At 76.0% G+C, this 17,143-nt stretch carries 17 protein-coding genes and 2 pseudogenes; 8 read left to right on the top strand and 11 right to left on the bottom strand.

Features of this window, described 5'->3' with window-relative positions:
- The first annotated feature begins 350 nt into the window (after positions 1-350).
- On the top strand, positions 351-1,061 hold the full coding sequence (locus AB0N04_RS20875; RefSeq protein WP_360211438.1) for an alpha/beta hydrolase: 711 nt from the start codon (positions 351-353) through the stop codon (positions 1,059-1,061).
- A gap of 79 nt (positions 1,062-1,140) precedes the next feature.
- Here AB0N04_RS20875 and AB0N04_RS20870 read toward each other — a convergent pair whose 3' ends face one another.
- The 4 genes from AB0N04_RS20870 to AB0N04_RS20855 all read right to left on the bottom strand — a co-directional run bounded on the left by AB0N04_RS20870 (position 1,141) and on the right by AB0N04_RS20855 (position 3,860).
- The gene (locus AB0N04_RS20870; protein WP_360211440.1) at positions 1,141-1,716 is read right to left on the bottom strand and encodes a GNAT family N-acetyltransferase; all 576 of its coding nucleotides are present in this window, start codon (positions 1,714-1,716) and stop codon (positions 1,141-1,143) included.
- A 108-nt stretch (positions 1,717-1,824) separates the two neighbouring features.
- A complete protein-coding gene (locus AB0N04_RS20865; RefSeq protein ID WP_360211442.1) occupies positions 1,825-2,364 on the bottom strand; it encodes a universal stress protein in 540 nt (179 codons plus the stop codon).
- Positions 2,365-2,570: 206 nt separating this feature from the next.
- On the bottom strand, positions 2,571-3,242 hold the full coding sequence (locus AB0N04_RS20860; RefSeq protein ID WP_360211444.1) for a helix-turn-helix domain-containing protein: 672 nt from the start codon (positions 3,240-3,242) through the stop codon (positions 2,571-2,573).
- A gap of 285 nt (positions 3,243-3,527) precedes the next feature.
- A complete protein-coding gene (locus AB0N04_RS20855; protein WP_360211503.1) occupies positions 3,528-3,860 on the bottom strand; it encodes a ribonuclease in 333 nt (110 codons plus the stop codon).
- Between the two features lie 362 nt (positions 3,861-4,222).
- On the opposite strand from AB0N04_RS20855, the gene AB0N04_RS20850 reads away from it, so the two are divergent.
- On the top strand, positions 4,223-5,812 hold the full coding sequence (locus tag AB0N04_RS20850; protein WP_360211446.1) for a carboxyl transferase domain-containing protein: 1,590 nt from the start codon (positions 4,223-4,225) through the stop codon (positions 5,810-5,812).
- Between the two features lie 616 nt (positions 5,813-6,428).
- Positions 6,429-6,803 (top strand): transglycosylase SLT domain-containing protein, encoded by a 375-nt coding sequence (locus AB0N04_RS20845; protein WP_360211448.1) that lies wholly within the window; start codon positions 6,429-6,431, stop codon positions 6,801-6,803.
- 183 nt (positions 6,804-6,986) lie between these two features.
- Here AB0N04_RS20845 and AB0N04_RS20840 read toward each other — a convergent pair whose 3' ends face one another.
- Positions 6,987-7,445: an HD domain-containing protein gene (locus AB0N04_RS20840; protein WP_360211450.1), complete on the bottom strand. Its 459-nt coding sequence runs from the start codon at positions 7,443-7,445 to the stop codon at positions 6,987-6,989.
- A gap of 152 nt (positions 7,446-7,597) precedes the next feature.
- On the opposite strand from AB0N04_RS20840, the gene AB0N04_RS20835 reads away from it, so the two are divergent.
- Both AB0N04_RS20835 and AB0N04_RS20830 read left to right on the top strand, forming a co-directional pair.
- Complete coding sequence (locus tag AB0N04_RS20835) at positions 7,598-8,524, top strand: AEC family transporter (RefSeq protein ID WP_360211452.1); 927 nt, start codon at positions 7,598-7,600, stop codon at positions 8,522-8,524.
- A gap of 221 nt (positions 8,525-8,745) precedes the next feature.
- Entirely contained in the window at positions 8,746-9,093 is a 348-nt protein-coding gene (locus AB0N04_RS20830) for a hypothetical protein (protein WP_360211454.1), read from the top strand.
- A 28-nt stretch (positions 9,094-9,121) separates the two neighbouring features.
- On the opposite strand, the gene AB0N04_RS20825 is transcribed toward AB0N04_RS20830, so the two are convergent.
- Positions 9,122-9,556, bottom strand: a complete 435-nt coding sequence (locus AB0N04_RS20825; protein ID WP_360211505.1) for a MarR family transcriptional regulator — start codon at positions 9,554-9,556, stop codon at positions 9,122-9,124.
- 139 nt (positions 9,557-9,695) lie between these two features.
- Between AB0N04_RS20825 and AB0N04_RS20820 the strand changes: the two genes are divergently transcribed.
- Positions 9,696-10,616, top strand: a complete 921-nt coding sequence (locus AB0N04_RS20820; RefSeq protein WP_360211456.1) for an alpha/beta fold hydrolase — start codon at positions 9,696-9,698, stop codon at positions 10,614-10,616.
- Between the two features lie 215 nt (positions 10,617-10,831).
- Here AB0N04_RS20820 and AB0N04_RS20815 read toward each other — a convergent pair whose 3' ends face one another.
- Together AB0N04_RS20815 and AB0N04_RS20810 are read right to left on the bottom strand one after the other, a co-directional pair.
- A complete protein-coding gene (locus AB0N04_RS20815; protein ID WP_360211458.1) occupies positions 10,832-11,266 on the bottom strand; it encodes a hypothetical protein in 435 nt (144 codons plus the stop codon).
- Positions 11,267-11,420: 154 nt separating this feature from the next.
- On the bottom strand, positions 11,421-11,684 hold the full coding sequence (locus tag AB0N04_RS20810) for a dsRBD fold-containing protein (RefSeq protein ID WP_360211460.1): 264 nt from the start codon (positions 11,682-11,684) through the stop codon (positions 11,421-11,423).
- Between the two features lie 265 nt (positions 11,685-11,949).
- Here AB0N04_RS20810 and AB0N04_RS20805 point away from each other — a divergent pair.
- Both AB0N04_RS20805 and AB0N04_RS20800 read left to right on the top strand, forming a co-directional pair.
- A pseudogene (locus AB0N04_RS20805) lies at positions 11,950-12,789 on the top strand (DMT family transporter); the annotation flags it as partial.
- 286 nt (positions 12,790-13,075) lie between these two features.
- Positions 13,076-13,690, top strand: a pseudogene (locus AB0N04_RS20800) (DUF6629 family protein); the annotation flags it as partial.
- 229 nt (positions 13,691-13,919) lie between these two features.
- Here the strand turns inward: AB0N04_RS20800 and AB0N04_RS20795 are convergent.
- From AB0N04_RS20795 to AB0N04_RS20785, 3 genes are all read right to left on the bottom strand, one after another.
- A complete protein-coding gene (locus AB0N04_RS20795) occupies positions 13,920-15,338 on the bottom strand; it encodes an MFS transporter (protein ID WP_360211462.1) in 1,419 nt (472 codons plus the stop codon).
- Entirely contained in the window at positions 15,335-15,952 is a 618-nt protein-coding gene (locus AB0N04_RS20790) for a helix-turn-helix domain-containing protein (RefSeq protein WP_360211464.1), read from the bottom strand. Before AB0N04_RS20790 ends, AB0N04_RS20795 begins: the two co-directional genes overlap by 4 nt.
- A gap of 141 nt (positions 15,953-16,093) precedes the next feature.
- Positions 16,094-16,780, bottom strand: coding sequence for an ATP-binding protein (locus AB0N04_RS20785; RefSeq protein WP_360211466.1), 687 nt, complete (start codon positions 16,778-16,780; stop codon positions 16,094-16,096).
- Between the last annotated feature and the right edge of the window lie 363 nt (positions 16,781-17,143).

The following is a 17,143-nucleotide window of genomic DNA, read 5'->3' as shown; positions in this document are numbered from 1 at the left end:
GGCCCGGGTCGCACGGACTCTCCCTACTGAAAGTAGGACGTGCTCTGGTAGCACCACTGACGCCTGACGAGGAATCATCTCCCTCGCAACGAGAAGAACACTAACACCCGAACACCGAAATGCCCAAGCCGCCCGATCCACCCCGGAAAAACGGAAAAGGCCCGGCACCCCGAAAGGCACCGGACCCCGTCCGGAATAGAGCGCCAGGCCCGGGTCGCACGGACTCTCCCTACTGAAAGTAGGACGTGCTCTGGTAGCACCACTGACGCCTGACGAGGAATCATCTCCCTCGCAACGAGAAGTACAGTACCAGCTCCGTGACCAGGCGCAGAACCGGAGGGGAACCCCGCATGACGAGCATTCGACCCGAGGTCGTTCCGTACGCGGACGACAGGCTCATGGACGTCCACCGCCCGCCGGCCGGTGCCGCCGGGCCGGCTCCCGTGGTGCTGCTGTGGCACGGCCGCGGGGCCGACGAACGCGACGTGCTGCGGCCGCTCGCCCGGGAGGCGGCCGCGCTGGGTCTGCTGGTGTTCGTGCCGGACTGGCGCTCGGACGGGCCGGACGGCGGCCGCGCCGAGCTGCTCGCCTCGCTCGCGTGCGCCCGCCGCGAGGCCGCCGCCCACGGCGGGGACCCGGAGCGCCTCGTCCTGGCCGGCTGGTCGCTGGGCGGCCGGGAGGCCGTCGCCGTGGCCACCCGTCCGGACGCCTCCGGTGGCACCCGTCCCGTCGCCGCCGTCGGGATCTCCTCCAGCTACGCCCGCCCCTCCGCCGTCACCGGCGACGCCCCGCTCGACCGGTTGGCCGCAGCCCCCTCCCCCGTGCCGGTGTGGCTGGTGCACGGCACCGAGGACGAGGTCGTGGGCCCGGAGCACACCCGGAAGCTCGCCGAGGCCCTGCCGGCGGCCGTGCTGCTCGAACTCCCCACCGACCACGCGGGCGTGGTGATGACGGCCTATGACGCCGGGGCCGGCCGTTGCCTCCCGACGGACGACCCGGGCGTCCTGCACGCCGGCCGCCGGACCGCGGCCGTCCTCGCCGAGGCGGCCGGCCTCCGCTAGGGCCTGCTGCCCGGGCCTCCCGCCCGGGCCGGTCAGGACACGCCCCCGCACCGTCCCCGGAACTCCAGGCCGGGGACCGTCACCGCGCCTCCGCGGCGGCGGAGGCATCGCTGCGGCTGCGGGTCAGCCGCCAGACCAGCTCCTCGCCGCTCCCGCCCGGGGCGGGGTGCTCGGCCGGGCGGCGGAGGCGTTCGGTGAACCCGAGGCGGGCCGGGACGGCACCGCTGGCGCGGTTGACCGGGTCGTGGACGACCTCGACGTGGTCGACGCCGGGAAGGCGGAACGCCTGGTCGACCAGGGCGCGGGCGGTCCGGGTGGCAAGGCCGCGTCCGGTGGCGGCGGGGTGCAACCAGTAGCCGATCTCGAGGCCCTCGCCCGGGGCCTCCGCGCCGCGGAACAGCACGCCGACGCCGACGATCGCCCCGTCCACCACGATCGCGTAGCTGAACGCCTCGCCGCGGGCCCAGAGCTCCTGGCGACGGGCCAGGAACTCGGCGGTCCTGGCCAGGCTGTGCTCGGCGACCCAGGGCATCCACGGGCGCAGGTGCTCCAGCGACTCCTCGATGACCCGGAAGAACTCCGGGAGGTCCGCCTCGGCGTCGAACCGCCGAAGCGTCAGGTCGTCCAGTTCGATCACCTGCTGGGGAAGGTCCATGCCGGGAGGATCGTCCGGCGGCAGCACCGCCGCAACAGGATTTCGAGCTGCGCCCCGGCCGGCCGGCGGCGGCCGTCCCCGCCTCCCCGCCCCCCGCCCCGGCGGTCCTCAGCCGCCAGCGGAGAGGATGCGCAGGTCGTGGCCGCGCTCCAGGGCTTCGAGGTCGTGGTGCAGCGGGGAGCGGGGAACGGCGAGCACCGGGCAGGTCGCGTGGCGGACGCAGTACGCGGTGACGGAGGGGCGCAGCAGGCGGGAGAAGCAGCCCCGGCTCCGGCCGGCGCCGAGGACGAGCTGGTCCCCGGGCTGGTCGGCGCAGCGGACGAGGGAGTGCCCGGCGTCGCCGCGGACGGTCTGGCAGCGCAGGCGGACTCCGGCGTGACGGCCTGCGAACGCCTCGTCGAGGACCTGCCGGAGGCGGGTGGCGGCGGCCTCGCGGCTGGCGGTGAGGACCGGCGGGCAGGGCGTCCGGTGGTGGCCGAGCCCGTCGCCGGGCGGGATCCAGGCCAGGACGGCGAGGACCTCGGCGTCGGTCCGGCGGGCCTCGGCGACGGCGTGGTGGAGGGCGGTGAGGCTGCCGAGCGAGCCGCTCACGCCGACGACGAACCGGCCGGCCGCGCCGCCTCTTCCCCCGCCACCGATGTCTGCCATGGTCCCCGCCTTCCGCCGCGACCCGTACCGTCGCTCGCCCTCGACGCGCAACGCCGTACCGTGCCCTGCCACTGCCGAACATCGTGCCGTACCGCCGCCATCGCGCGCCCTGTCGGAACCAGCGAACCCGGGTGCGCCGGGCACCGGGTGCGGTGTTGACGCGGTTCTGACGCGCGGGCCCGCGTTCCCTACGCGGACCTGACGGCTCAGGGGCCGGGCGCCTCGGCGTCCCAGAGGTCGGCGAACATCCGGTCGAGGTGTTCCTCGCCGATCGGCGGGACGGGCAGCGGGTGGGCGGCGCGGGCACGGAAGCCGTCGAGCAGCAGGGCGAGGTAGCGGCGCCAGAGGTCGGGGCGCAGTTCGGTGGCCGCGGGGAGGGCGCGGCAGAGCGGGCCGAGCAGGAACAGCAGGTCCATGGTGACCACGTCGCGCCGCATGGTGCCCTGCTCCTGGGCGCGGGCGATGAGCGCGCCGACGGTGGCGGCGTGCCGGCGGCTGATCTCGATCATGCCGGGGATGGCCGGGATGGCCTGGGTGACCAGGTCGTTGACGCCGCGGTCGGCGGCGACGAGTGCGAAGATCCGGCCGAAGTAGTCCTCGAGGCCGGTCCAGGCGTCGTCGGCGGCCAGTGCTTCGTCGCCGGCGCCGGCCAGTCCGGCGGCTGCGTCGGCGAAGACCTCGCCGATGAGGGCCTCGCGGGTCGGGAAGTGGCGGTAGAGGGTGGCGTTGCCGACGCCCGCCTGCTTGGCGATCTGGTCCAGGGGGACGTCGAGTCCGTGCCGGGCGAACATGTCGCGGGCGGTGGCGAGCAGGAGGTCGCGGTTGCGCTGCGCGTCACGCCGGAGCCGTCCCGGGGGGTTCGCGCTGCTCGGTGCCATGCCCCGACCCTAGCGCGTGTCCGACGGTCGCCGCCGGGCGTGCGGCGCCGGGGCGGGGCGGCGCCCGACCGGCCCCCCGGGGCTCCCGGCGCCCCGGGCATCCGGCCCGGCGGCCTCGGCGGGGAAGTGTGCCGGGGCCACCGGGATCGGAGGGCTCGGCCTACGGCCGCCGGCTGCGGGCGGCCCGGCGTCCGGTCGAGCGAAGGCGCGAGCGGAGGTGCGGGCGGAGGTCCGAGCGGAGGTGCGGGCGGGCCCGGGCGGCTCGGGGCGAGCGCGCCGGGCGGTTCAGCAGCCCTGGTCGATCAGGGAGAACGAGGCGTAGTGGTCGCCGGTGTAGTAGTCCTCCTGGTAGGCCTCGCCGGTGATGATCCGCCGGGCGCCGCGGGTCGGGGCGCCCGGCGTGATGACGGTGTACTCGTGGTAGTAGCCGTAGGACCGGCCGGGCAGGACGTGCTCTCTGTTCTGGAAGACGACGCCGTCCTGGGAGTACGGGAACGGCCCGTCGGTGGCAATCAGGTCGAGGGTGTCGGACGCCTCCGGGGGGAGGGCGGACAGACACACCGTGCCACTCACGTCGGCGTGCGCGTCGGTGGCGACGGCAACGGGCGCGAGGGTCATCAGGGCGACGGCGGTGACGGCGGCAGCGCGGGACTTCCACGCGCGTAGAGTGCGAGTCATGCCCCTCAGTCTGGCGAGCCACCGACAACTCCGGAACCCCCGCGCGAAGTATTAACCACCAGGTAACTCCGCTGTTCAGCACGTGACTTGACCCGTATCCCGAGCCCGGCCGAACCACTCCCGCGCCGTCCACGAACCGCCCCGGCCCGCCCTGGGCCGACCGCCGTCGAACAACCGGAACCGCCGGTCGGCCGGCCGCACTGTCGGCCTCCTCACACCTTGCCCCGGCTCCCGTTCCGCCCCCGCCCGGCCGCATAGAGTGCGGATCATGTCGGGCCGCAACGACCGCTGACGGGGTGGGCATGGGAACGGGCACGAGGGCAGGCACGGGAACCGGGACGGACGCCGGACTCCCGCTGACGGCCCGGCAGTTGATCGGACTGCTGGTCGACCCGGGCAGCTTCCGGCGCTGGGACGAACCGCCGGCCGGCCCGCCCGCCGACCCGGGCTACCGCGCCTCGCTCGACCGGGCGCGCGAACGCACCGGACTGGACGAGGCCGTCCTCACCGGCGCCGGCCTGGTCGACGGTCGGCCGGTGGCACTGGTGGCGTCCGAGTTCGGCTTCCTCGGCGGCTCCATCGGCGTCGCCACCGCCGAACGGATCACCCGCGCCGTCGAACGCGCCACCGCCGAGCGGCTGCCGCTGCTCGCCCTGCCGGTCTCCGGCGGCACGCGGATGCAGGAGGGATCGGCGGCCTTCCTCTGCATGCTGCGGATCACCGCCGCCGTCCAGGCCCACCGCGCGGCCGGCCTCCCCTATCTCAGCTACCTGCGGAACCCGACCATGGGCGGCGTCTTCGCCTCCTGGGGCACGCTCGGCCAGCTCGTGTTCGCCGAGCCGGGCGCCCGCCTCGGTTTCCTCGGCCCGCGCGTGTACGAGGAGCTGCGCGGCGTGGAGCTGCCCGCCGACGTCCAGCGGGCCGAGACCCTGGCCGAGCGCGGCCTGGTCGACGCCGTGGTGGCCCCCCAGGAGCTGCGCGAACTGCTCCGCCGCACGCTCGCCGTACTGACCACCACCCCCTCGCCCCTTCCTGCCTCCCCCCTCCCCGCTTCCGGTCTCCCCCTCCCTTCCGCTCCCCCTCCCTCCTCCTCCCTTCCCCTTCTCCCTTCCTCCCCCTCCGATCCCCCGGACGCCTGGGACTCCGTCCGGCGCACCCGCCGCCCCGACCGTCCGGGCACCCGCGAGCTGCTGCGCCACACCGCCGGGGACCTGGTGCTGCTGGACGCCCCCGGCGGGCGCGACGGCGCCCTCGTCCGCGCCCTCGCCGTGCTCGGCGGCCGGCCGGTGCTGGTCGTCGGGCAGCAGCGGCGGACCGCGGACCACGAGCGGCCCTTCACCGCCGCCGACCTGCGGGCCGTGCGGCACACCGCGCGGCTGGCCGAGGAGCTGGGGCTCCCCCTGGTCACCGTGGTGGACACCGCCGGTGCCGAACTGTCCGCCCAGGCGGAACTGGACGGGATCGCGATCGAGATCGCGCACTGCCTCACCACGCTGCTGGCACTGCGCACGCCCGTCCTGGCGGTGCTGCTCGGGCAGGGCTCCGGCGGGGGCGCGCTGGCACTGCTCCCCGCGGACCGGGTGATCGCGGCCGGGCACGCCTGGCTGGCGCCGCTGCCTCCGGAGGGCGCCTCGGCGATCGTCCACCGGGACGGCGGGCACGCCGCCGAGCTGGCCCGCGCCCAGGGCATCGGCGCGCACCAGCTGGCCGCGGTGGGGCTGGTGGACGAGGTGGTCGAGGAGCGCCCGGACGCCGCCGACGAGCCGGAGGCCTTCTGCGCCCGGCTCGGCGAGGCCGTCGGAGCGGCACTCGGCGGGTTGGCGGCCCTACCGGGGCCCGACCGCCTCGCGGCCCGGGCCGTACGGCACCGGCGCCTGGGCGACCTGCGCTGAGCCCGGGGCCCGGGCCACGCCGCACCGCACCGCACCGCACCGCAAAGGGCAACGCCCGGGCCGCACCGCACAGGCCAGGGATGAGGCCCGGGCCACACCGCGGGGGAGGTCCCGGGCCCTCCCTCGCCGACCCGGGGTGTGGCGCCGGTCTCAGCGGCGCCGAGATCGTCTGTACCCAAAGTGGCGCCCGCGAATCGGCGGGTGACGGCCGGAACGGGCCGCTCGGTGAGTGCGCTCACAGAGGAATCCCGTTTACGACGGCCGGTAGTGGCCGCGACGAAGCGCCCGGGCTGCCCGGACACCCCTCCGCGGCGGGACATCCGCGCAGCTCACATGGGGTCGGCGCGCCCACGCGCGGCCGACCCTTCGAATCCACGGCCCACCCCGCCCGTACGACCGGGGGTCGTAACGAGGGGGTCTTGGCGGCGGGCGATCCGGTCTGGCAACAATTGCTCCGTCGCCAGCCGCACCGGCTCCTGTCCCGCCGGTCAGCGGCTTATCGCCGAGTCACGCCCCGCGACCGATACGGCCCCTGTCCGGCCACGGTCCGAGACGGGGTGTGACCCGGCCCAACCTGATTGAGGTCTAGTTCTTCATGCCCGCTTTCAAGCTCCGTATGCGTACGTCCGCCGCAATTCTTGCCGGCGCCGCCGGTCTGACCGCCCTGGGTGCCGGCGTCCTGCCCGCCACCGCGAACGCCGCCACCGCCTCCCCGCAGGCCCTGGCCGCGCAGATCGTCCCGGCCAACCAGCTGGCCTCGTTCAGCCAGATCATCTCCCACGAGTCCGGCTGGAACGTGAAGGCGACCAACGCGAGCTCCGGCGCGTACGGCCTGGCGCAGGCCCTGCCGGGTTCCAAGATGGCCTCGGCCGGCGCCGACTGGAAGACCAACCCGGCCACCCAGATCAAGTGGGCGCTGGACTACATGAACTCCCGCTACGGCAGCCCGAACGCCGCCTGGGCGTTCTGGCAGAACCACCACTGGTACTAAGCCGACAGGATCGGCTCACCGACCACCACCCGTTTCCTGGCCACCTTCCCCCTCACCCCGGGGGTCGGACAGGGACCACCGGGGTGACCCGAGAGGGCCCGGGCCCGCGCGATCCGCGTGGCCCGGGCCCTCCCGCGGTTGACGGGGTACCGCACCCTCCCGCGGTGGAAGGGGCGCGGCCCGTCAGAGCTCGCCGGTGAGCCCGAGCAGTTCCCGCATCCGCGCGTACTTGGCGGCCAGCCGCTCGGCGGTCGCGGTGTCCAGCGCGGCGAGCCGGGCCGGGTCCGAGTTGTGCGCCAGATCGGCCCGCTTGACCAGCAGCGCCCCCGGCGTGGCCAGGATGCGCGCGGTGTACTCCTCGAGCGGCTCGTCGTCACCGCGGGTCAGCGCCTCCACGATCACCTTGGTGGCCGCGGGCAACGCGGCCCCGGCGAGCCACTCACGGCTCAGCCGGTCGTCCTCGACGGTGTCGTGCAACCAGCCCGCCGCGATCTGTTCCTCGGTGCCGCCGCGTGCGGCCGTCCCCCGGGCGACCGCCGCGATGTGCTCGCCGTACGGGTGGCCGTTCTTGTCGACCTGCCCCTCGTGCGCGCGCCGCGCGATCTTCTCCACCTCGGCCAGGCTCAGGTATTCGGGCTCCATCGCCTCATCGTAGGTCCCCGCCGGCCCGCCCGCCGGGGCCGGCGGCCCGGGCCCGGGCCCCTGCCCGGCCGGTTCGCACGCACTGGTTTACTGCCGCGGGGCGGGCGACCCCCTCCCCGTCCGGCAGACCCGTCCGAGCGATCCGAGGAACCATGCCCGCCCTTCATCCCCTGCTGTCCGGCTTCGCCCCGATCTGGGCACTGACCGGGATCGGCTACCTGGTCGGCCGGAGCGGGCTGCTCGGGCCGCACGCGGAGGCGGTGCTCAGCCGGTTCGTGTTCCACGTCGCGATGCCGGCCGCACTCTTCCTGATGATCTCCCGCACCCCGCTGGACCGTTTCGCCAACCCCTCGATGCTGGCCTTCGCCGCCGGCACCGCCGTCGCGACCGGACTCGGACTGCTGGCGGCACGGCTGCTGTTCCACCGCAAGGCGGGCGAGGCGGCGATCGGCGCGATGGCCGCCGGGTACGTCAACTCGGCCAATCTCGGCATCCCGGTGGCCGTTCAGGTGCTCGGCGACGCCTCCTTCGTCGCGCCCGTCGTGCTGTTCCAGATCCTCTTCGTCACGCCCGCCGTCCTGGCCGTGCTCGACGGCGGCGCCGCCGGCCGCCGCGCGCTGCTCACCCTCCCGGTGCGCAACCCGATCCTGCTGGCCACCGCGCTCGGCGCCGTCGCCTCCGCCACGGGGCTGCACCTGCCCGCCGAGCTGAATCGTTCCTGCGAGCTGCTCGGCGGCGCCGGCGTGCCGACGGCCTTGGTCGCCCTCGGCATCTCGCTGCACAACCGCCCACCCGCCGCGGGCCGTTCGGGCCGCGCGGAGGTCGGGCTGAGCGTCGCGGTCAAGACGCTGGCACAGCCGCTGGTCGCGTTCGCGGTGGCCGGGCCGCTGCTCCACCTGCCCGCCCACCAACTGCTCACCGTGGTGCTGTTCTCCGCCCTGCCCACCGCACAGAACGTCTACGTCTACGCCCGCGAGTACGGGCAGGCCACCGGGCTCGCCCGGGACGCGGTGCTCTGGTCGACGCTGGCGTCGATGGCCACCCTGTCGGTGATCAGCTGGTCCCTCGGCCCGGCCTGAGGACCACCACCCTTCCGGTGGAACGGAGTTGACGGGCACGCAGGGACGCCGCCGGCCGGCACGGACGTGGCGGGTGACGCAGAAGCGGCGGGTGACGCAGAAGCGGCGGGTGACGCGAAAGTGGCCGGAACCCGTCCGCTGCGCGACGGTCTTCCCTCATGCACCGGACAAAACCGCGGAACCCCGGTCGGCGCCGCGCTCCCGGTGGAATGCTGGCGCCCATGAGCCAACCGGACACCCGCGAAGCCGAGTTCCACCACTGCGCCTCCGTCGTCACCGTGCCGCAGGTCGACGTGGACCACTACAACACCGTCCCGCGCGGCGCCTTCCTGATCGAGCCGCGACTGCGCTGCGACCTCGCCGGCGGCCACAACGGCATCCACTCCGCGCTCGTCCAGGGCGTCGGCTTCGACCTGCACTGGGCCTCCTGGCCCGAGTACCTGGTCGAGGTCGCCCCGCGCTGCCCGGCCGTCGGACCGTTCGAGGGGCCGGAGCCGCCCCGCGATCCCAACATCTGCCTGCTGCGCCAGGACCACCCCGGACCGCACTACGGCTGGGACTGGTTCTGACGGTCCCCGCGGTCCCCGCGTTCCCCGCTCACTCCCGGCTGGCGGCGGCCACCACCTCGGTCATGACCTCCAGGAAGCGTCGGGCCGTCGCCAGCTCCGCCGGGTCGAACCGCCCCATCGCCCCGACCAGATCACCGATCAGCCCGCCGAAGAACTCCTCCCCCAGGCGCACCGCCCGCTCCTCGACCACCAGTCTGACCTTCCGCCGGTCCTCGGGGTCCCGCTCGCGGCGGATCAGGCCGAGCCGCTCCAGCCGGTCCACCAGGCCGGTGGTCCCCGCCGAGTTCAGCCGCAGCGCCTCCCCGAGCCGCCCCGGGGTCACCACCCGGCCGGCCCGAGCCGCGTCCAGCAGGTGGACGAGCGCGCGCAGATCGGTCGGATGAAGGCCGTTGCGGGACGCGAACTCGGCCCCGAACAGGTCGAGTTCGACTGTCAGACCGCGCAGCAGGTGGACCAGTCGCATCGGTTCCTCGGCCTCGGACACCCTCTCGTCCCTCCTCGGGCACGTGTGTGCCGGTATTCTCTCGCTCAGCGAGATACTTGTGCAACGAGTGATCAGCAGCAGACCCATCCTGCCCGCATCCTGCCCGCGGAGGCTCGCCTTGTCCGCATCCAGCGCCCGTTCCGCCCGCACCGGCCGTCGTTCGACCCGCACCTCACCCCCCGACCGCACGGCACCCTTCCTGGCCGCCTACGACGCCCTGCTGGACCGCTGGCCCGTCCCGGTCGAGCCGCTCACCGTCCGCACCGGGCACGGGACCACCCGGATCAACGCCTGCGGCCCCGCCGACGGACGCCCGCTCGTCCTGCTGCACGGCGGCGGCGCCACCTCCACCCTGTGGTCCGCCAACGCCGGCTCCTGGGCCGCCGCGGGGCACCGCGTCCTCGCCGTCGACCTCATCGGCGACCCGGGGCGCAGCGTCCACGACGGGCCCGCCCTCGCCGGCCTCCCCGGACTGCTCGGCTGGCTGGACGCCGTCCTCGACGGCCTCGGCGTCCCGCGGGCGGACCTCTGCGGCCACTCCTACGGCGCCTGGATCGCCCTCCAGTACACACTGCACGCACCCGACCGCGTCGACCGGCTCGCACTCCTCGACCCCACCCAGTGCTTCGCCGGCTTCCGCCCCGGCTACCTGCTGCACGCCCTGCCCCTGTTCCTGCCCGGTCGCAGCGCCGACCGCGCCCGCCGCTTCCTCGACTGGGAGACCGGCGGCGCCCGGCTCGACCCCGCCTGGCGCGAGGTGTACGCCCTCGGCCACGCCGACTTCCCCGCCTCCCGCGTCGTCACCGGCCCCCGCCCCACCCCGGACCGGCTGCGCACCCTCGCCGCCCCGACCCTCACCCTCCTCGCCGAGCACAGCCGGGTGCACGACGCCCACCGGGTCGCCGAGGCCGCCCGCCGCGCGCTGCCCGGCTCCACGGTGGACGTCCTCCCCGACGCCTCCCACCACGACCTGCCGATGGCCGCGGCCCCCGAGGTCAACCGACGGCTGACCGCGTTCCTCGCCACGCCACCGGCCTGACCGGACACCCGGGCCCCGAACCGCCACCCTGTGCACCCCGGCTCCCGATCGGCACACCCCGGGGCCGCCGCGCTCCTCAGGTGTCAGCGGTCACGGCGGCCCGGCTCCGGCGGAAGCTCCGGGAAGCCGCTGGTCCGGGCGTCCGGTCCTGAGGACTCAGGAGGAGGACACCGCCGACCCACCGACGCGTACCGACTCATCGTGTCCCTCGGCACTCAGGAGGTGCGGCCGAAGGCGGCCTCCAGCACCGTCGGGAGTTCGGCCTCCGGGACGGTGGCGCGCAGCTCCGCGAGGACTCCCGGCAGGTCCTCGTCGAGGATCCAGCCCCGGTGCTCCTCGCGCAACCGGTGGACGACCGCGACGAGTTCGGGCCGCAGACCCATCCAGCCGCGGGACTCCCGGACCTGCTGGTCCACCTGGTCCATGAACCAGCGCATCACCTCGTACGGCACGTCCCAGAAGGACTCCGACGGCCAGCCCCGGGTGGCGAAGGACACCGACGGCTGCTGCGCCGGATCCTCGTCGGGGACCACCGCCAGCACCAGGGCGCCGGCGTCGTCGACGCGGTGCAGCTCCAGGTGCCAGGCGTCCTCGGAGACGGAGTACAGCGCCGTGCTCACGAACCGGTCGTCGGGGGACGGGAGGGTCATGCCGGCATGCTGTCACGGGGGCCGGAGGGCCGACGAGTGGGTTTCCGCCGCCGACCGGCCACCCCCCGGCCACCGGCCGACCGCCGACCGGGCGGCGCGGCCGCACCCCCGTACGGGCCGCGGCGCCGGCCGACCGGCCGGCTGCCGAGAGGCGTCAGTAGATCAGGTAGCCCGGGCGGTGCCCCTCGTCGTCGATCTCCCCGGTGGCCTGGGCCCGCAGCTTGCGGGACAGCGCCTCCAGGGCGCGGGAGGCGGCGACCTCCTCGCCGATCCTGGCGAGCGGACGGTCGTCCGCACTCTTCACGGACTCGCCGTGGGCGCTCAGGCCCGGCGCCCGGGCGCCCGTCAGCCTGGCGTCGCACGCCGTGTGCACACCGTCTTCCTCGAAGCTCAGCTCCACGTCCCACTGGTTGTGCATCCCACACCTCCTGGCGGCGGCCCCCTCCACGCCTGTCGGGACCGGCACGGACGGTGAGCCGTGGCGGCCGCTCACACCAGCGTGCGCCCGTCCCGCCCGTGGCGGCAAGCGCGGCGGCGGACGGCCCGACGGGCACCGCCGACCGTCCGCCGACCGGGCCCCGCCGCCGCCCCGGCGGTACGCTGACGGAAGCGCGCCGCGACCGCCGACCGGCCCCGGAACCCCACCGGCGCGGCGCCGGCAGCGACAACCGGGTGGTCCCTTCGTGGCGGTCTTCCTCCTCGCTCTCAGCGCCGCCTGCTGCCTGGGCCTCGGCTTCGTCCTCCAGCAGCACGCGGCGCAGCGGGCGCCCCGTGCCGACCTGCTGCACTGGCGGCTGCTGCTGGACCTGATGCGGATGCCCGAGTGGCTGCTCGGCACGGGCTTCATGGTCAGCGGCCTGATCCTGTCCGCGCTCGCCCTCAACCAGGGCGAGGTGTCCCTGGTCGAGCCGCTGCTCGCGACCAACCTGCTGTTCGCCATGGCGCTCTCCCGGGTGCTGACCCGTCAGAGCCTCGGCCGCTCGGGCTGGGCCGGGGTGCTGCTGCTCGGCCTGGGGGTGACGGCCTTCATCGTGGCGGGCAGACCGACCGGCGGCGGGGCTCCGGCCGGGGAGCTGCGGCACTGGCTGGTGGTCGGCACGGTCGTCGGGCTGACCCTGCTGCTGGTCTCGCTGGCCCGGCGGCTGCCGCTGTTCGAGGAGGCGACCCTGTTGGCGCTGGCCGCCGGGCTGCTCTACGGCCTCCAGGACGCGCTCACCCGCACCACCACGCAGCGCCTCGACCACGACGGGCTGGACGCGGTGCTGCGCAGCTGGCAGCCGTACGCGGTGGCGGCGGCGGGCGTGGTGGGGCTGCTGCTGGTGCAGAGCGCCTTCGAGGCCGCACCGCTGCGGATGTCCCTGCCCGCGCTGACCGCCGCCCAGCCGATCGCGGGCATCGCCTGCGCGGTCGGCTTCCTCGGCGACCGGTTGCGGGTGACGCCGGGCGCGCTGGCGTGGGAGGCGGCCGGGCTGGTGGCCATCGTCATCGGGGTGATCGTGATCGGACGCCACCCCGCGATGCCGGGGAGCGCCCGCGAGACGCCGGGAGCCGTCCCCGCCGCACCGGAGGGCACCGGGCCGTCCGCCGCGAGCGGACCGGACGGACCCGGCGCACCGGACGGACAGGGCGCACCGGGCGCACCGGGCGCACCGGGCGCACCGGGCGAGGGCTGCTCCGACGGTACGCCGTACCGCAAGGCCCCGGACGGGAACAGGACCCGGGACGGGAACGGGAAGCAGGACGGAACCGGGGACCAGGACCCCGGCGGTGGCGGCAGCAGCAGGAAAGCCGGCTAGGCGGGCCGGGCCGATGTGCTGGAGCGCCCGGGCGGACGCCGTGGCCGGTGGGGTGATCGCCGGTGTCGGGGTGCTCTGCCTGATCCGTGCCCGGCGGGCCGGCCGGCCGCGGCGGCTCCTCCTGGCCTCGCTGCCCCTCGTCCTGGGGACGCACCAGCCGATCGAGGCGCTGGTCTGGCTCGATGCGGACGGCGGGCTGCCCGAGGGCGTCGGCGGTGCGGCGCGCACGGCCTGGGCGGTGATCGCGCTGCCGCTGCTGCCCGTGCTCGTACCCGTCGGTGTGTGGTGCGCGGCCACCGAATCGGACCACTCCGCCGGTCCGGCCCGCCGCGGCCGACCGGGGCCCGTCCTGGCCGTGCTCACCGTGCTCGGCGCGGCCGTCGCCGTGCCGCTCGCGGTGGCCGTCGCGGCCCACCCGGTGACGGCCGCCGAGCACGGCCACACCCTCGGCTACGGCATCGGCGTCCCGCACCCCGCCCTCCTGCTCTCCGGCTACCTGCTGGCCACCATCGGCCCCCTCCTCGCCTCCGGCGACCGCCTGCTGCGCCGCCTCGGCCTGCTCACCGGCGCGGGCGCCGTGCTCTGCGCCCTGCTCTGGCGCCTCGCCTTCGTCTCCACCTGGTGCGCGCTGGCCGCCGTCGTGAGCCTCCTGCTCCTGCAGTGGTCGGGCCGCACCGCCGCGGACGACCGCGAGCGGCTCCCCCCGGGCCACCGCCCCGCGCTGACCGCCCCCGCCGCCCCTCCGGCGGGCTACGGCCGCTGCACCCCCGCCCGGCTGCCCGGAGCTCCGCCGACACGGCCCCACGGAGGCGCGCCCGGCGCCGCACGGCCGACCGGAGCCCGGGGCCGGCCGCGGCTCAGTGGACCGGCACCGTCTCCCGTTCGGCCCGGCCGGCCGGGACCTCCGCGTCACAGCCGCGGTCCCGGTCGCGGTCTCGGCGGCCGTCCATCTCGCGCCACTCCGGGCGGAGGCCCGCGAGGTTGGTGGTGGCGAAGTACAGCAGACCGCCGGCGACCAGGGTGGGTATCAGGCCGACCAGGGCGACCGCCGCGCCGGCGAGGAGACCGCCGAGGGGGATCCCGGCCCAGGCGAGGGAGTCGCCCAGGGCGTGGACGCGGCCGAGCAGGTGGCGCGGCACCCGCTCGAAGAGGACGGCGCCGAGGATCGGGTTGAGGAACCCGGAGCCGAACCCGCCGACCGCGAAGACCGTGAGCACCACCCACATCGGTGCACCGGCGGCGAGCACCAGGAAGCGCGGCGCCCCGGCCAGCAGGAACCCGGCGAAGAAGACGGCCCGGCGGGGCAGCCGGTGGGCGACGGCCGCGGCGATCAGGCTGCCGGCCACGGCGGCGATGCCCATCGCGCTGGCGGTCAGGCCGATCGCGGCCGGGCCGTTCCCGGACTCCCGCGCCCAGACCGGCACCAGGACCGTCATGAACCCGGCGTCGAGCAGATTGGTGATGCCGACCATCACGATCACGGTGAGCAGCAGCGGCTCGGAGCGCAGGAAGGCGAGGCCCTCCCGGAACATCCGCCAGTAGCCGGGCCGTTCGGCCTCCTCCGCCACGGGAACACCCCCGGAAGCACCCTCGGCAGCGCCCCCGTCCGGGCTCCCCGCCGGGCTCCCGGACGCGGCGGCCGGGACCGCCGCCCGGCCCATGCCGCGGGGCAGCGCGAGAGCGATGACGAGGGAGCCGAGGGCGAAGGTGGCCGCGTTGACCGCGAGCCCCGCCATCGGGCCCGTCAGCGCGACCAGCCCGCCGCCGACCGCCGGCCCGACCGTGGAGGCCAGCCGTTCGGTGACCCCGGACAGCCCGGTGGCCCGCTCCAGCGGCACGCGGGCGGCGTCGGCGGCCTCCGGGACCATGACCGACTTGGCGAGGTCCCCCGGGCCCCGCATCGCGCCGATCACCGCGACCACCGCCAGCAGGAGCCAGAACGGCAGCAGCCCCTGCGCGTGCAGCAGCGGGACCAGGCCGGCGGCGACCGCACTCACCGCGTCCGTCGTCCAGGACACCACGCGCGGGCCGAGGCGGTCGACCAGCGGCCCGGTCAGGGCCTTGACCAGGACGTAGGGCGTCATCTCCGCGAAGGCGACCAGGCCCGTCATGGTGGCACTGCCGGTGGTGGCGAGGACGAACCAGGGCAGGGCGATCGCGGAGATCCGGGTGCCGGTCAGGGAGACGGCGGTGGCGGCGAGCACCCCGGCCAGCGGGCGGAGGCTGCGCGCGGACGGCGCGGCGGTGGCCGCCCCGGTGGTCGCGGCGGCGGTCATCGGGGCTCCTCCGCCGCGGGCTCGGCCTGCGGCTCGGGCAGCACGTGCAGGACCACGGCCACCGGCTCGGCGCCCTCCGGCGCCGGACCGGCGGTGTCGACCCGGCGGTACCGGCCGATCACGGTGGAGAGTTCGGCGGAGAGCTGCTCGGCCTCGTCCGGGGTGATCAGCAGCACGAGGTCGCTCAGGTCGACCGTCCTGCGCCAGTCGCGCGGCATCGTCTCGAAGGCGTCCAGCGCGCGCTGGCCGAGCAGGGTGTGGGCGGCCAGGACGGACCGCAGGAAGCCGACGGCCGTGTCGGGCTCCTCGTCGGCCAGCTCGTCGCCCGTCCAGACGGTGAGCGGGTGCGAGGACCGCCACCAGCGCTCGCGGGCGTTGCCGCGCTCCGGATCCTCCTCGACGAATCCCGCGGCGGCGAGCTGGCGCAGGTGGTAGCTGGTGGCCCCGGAGTTCAGGCCCAGCTGTTCGGCCAGCCTGGTCGCGGTGGACGGCCCGTGCTTGCGCAGCAGCCCGACCAGCTGCATCCGCACGGGGTGGGCCATCGCCCGCATGCCCCTGGCGGTGAGGACGGCGTGCGGGTCGTCGCTGTGCTTCCAGCCGCTTTCATCGGTCATGGCAGGAGCGTACGACCACAAAGGACTCTTTGCAAAGGGTTTTTTGCGAAGGCCTCTTTGCGGTTCGCTCCCCGGCGGCCGGCTTCCGCGCAGTCAGGTTCCCGGCGGCCGGCTTCCCCGCGGGCGCGGCGTTCCCCCGGCTCAGTCGTGCGCCACCGCCAGCAACAGCACCACCGTCAGCCCGCCGCCGGGCGTCGGCTCGACCGCGACCCGCCCGCCCGCCGCCAGCACCAGGCTGTGCACCGTGGGCCCGACCGGCCCGTCCGGGCGCACGCCCGCGAGCAGCCACTCCCGCGCCTCGGGCAGCGCGTCCGTCCCCCGGTCGGACACCCGTATCTCCACCCGCCCGCGCGGGCGGGCCGCCGCGCCCAGCCCCGCCGCCACCAGCTCGTCCGCCGCCGGCCCCGGCCCGCCCGCCACCTCGGCCCGGACCAGCACCCGCCCGCCCGGCGGGTTGCGCCGGACGGCGTGGTCGACCAGGCCCGCCAGCGCGGCCTCCAGCCGGCGGGCGTCCCCGGCCACCACCGGCAGCCCGGGCGCGACCCGGACCGTCACGGCCGCGGCGCGGCCGCCGCCGCGCACCACCCGGCGCACCACCTCGGCCACCTGGACGTGCCGTGCCCGCGGTTCGCAGCCGCTCTGCCGGCCGGTCCAGCCCAGCCGCTCCAGCTCCGGCCCGGACAGCGCCCGCGGCCCCGCCATCGCCCCCGGGTGGAAGGGCCCCGGGGCCTCGTCCACCGCCCCGCCGCCGGCCCGTCCCGGAACGCCCCGGGCGCCGAGCGCCCGGGCCCCCGACGCGACGTAGCCCCAGAGCTTCCCGCGTGCCATCGCCCTGCCCCTCGTGCTTCTCCGGCGGCCGTCCCCGGTACGGCGGCCCACCGCTGCGGGCCGCTTCCCAGGCCCTCCTGCCAGCCTGCGCCTCCCCCGCCCCGGTGACAATCCGGCTCGGGGGCCGGCGGCCGCGCGCCGCCCCCGCCGAGCGGCCGGTCGGGCACCCGCCGACCGGCGGGGCGGCCCGTCGGAACGGGCCCGACCGGCCCCGGGACCCTCCGGACCGCACCCGGCGGCCCGGTGGAGGTCTCGTGGAGGAGTACCGGAGGACCCGCGCAGGAGGGCCCGGCGGCGGGCGGCGGCGGCCCGGACCGCGCCCCGGGCCGGGTCCCGGGCCGGGTCCCGGGGCAGGACCTAGAC

It is taken from the genome of Kitasatospora sp. NPDC051702, assembly GCF_040681575.1.
Lineage (GTDB): Bacteria > Actinomycetota > Actinomycetes > Streptomycetales > Streptomycetaceae > Kitasatospora.
Note: the sequence above shows the minus strand (reverse complement) of the source record. Positions and strands in the feature narration are given on the sequence as shown.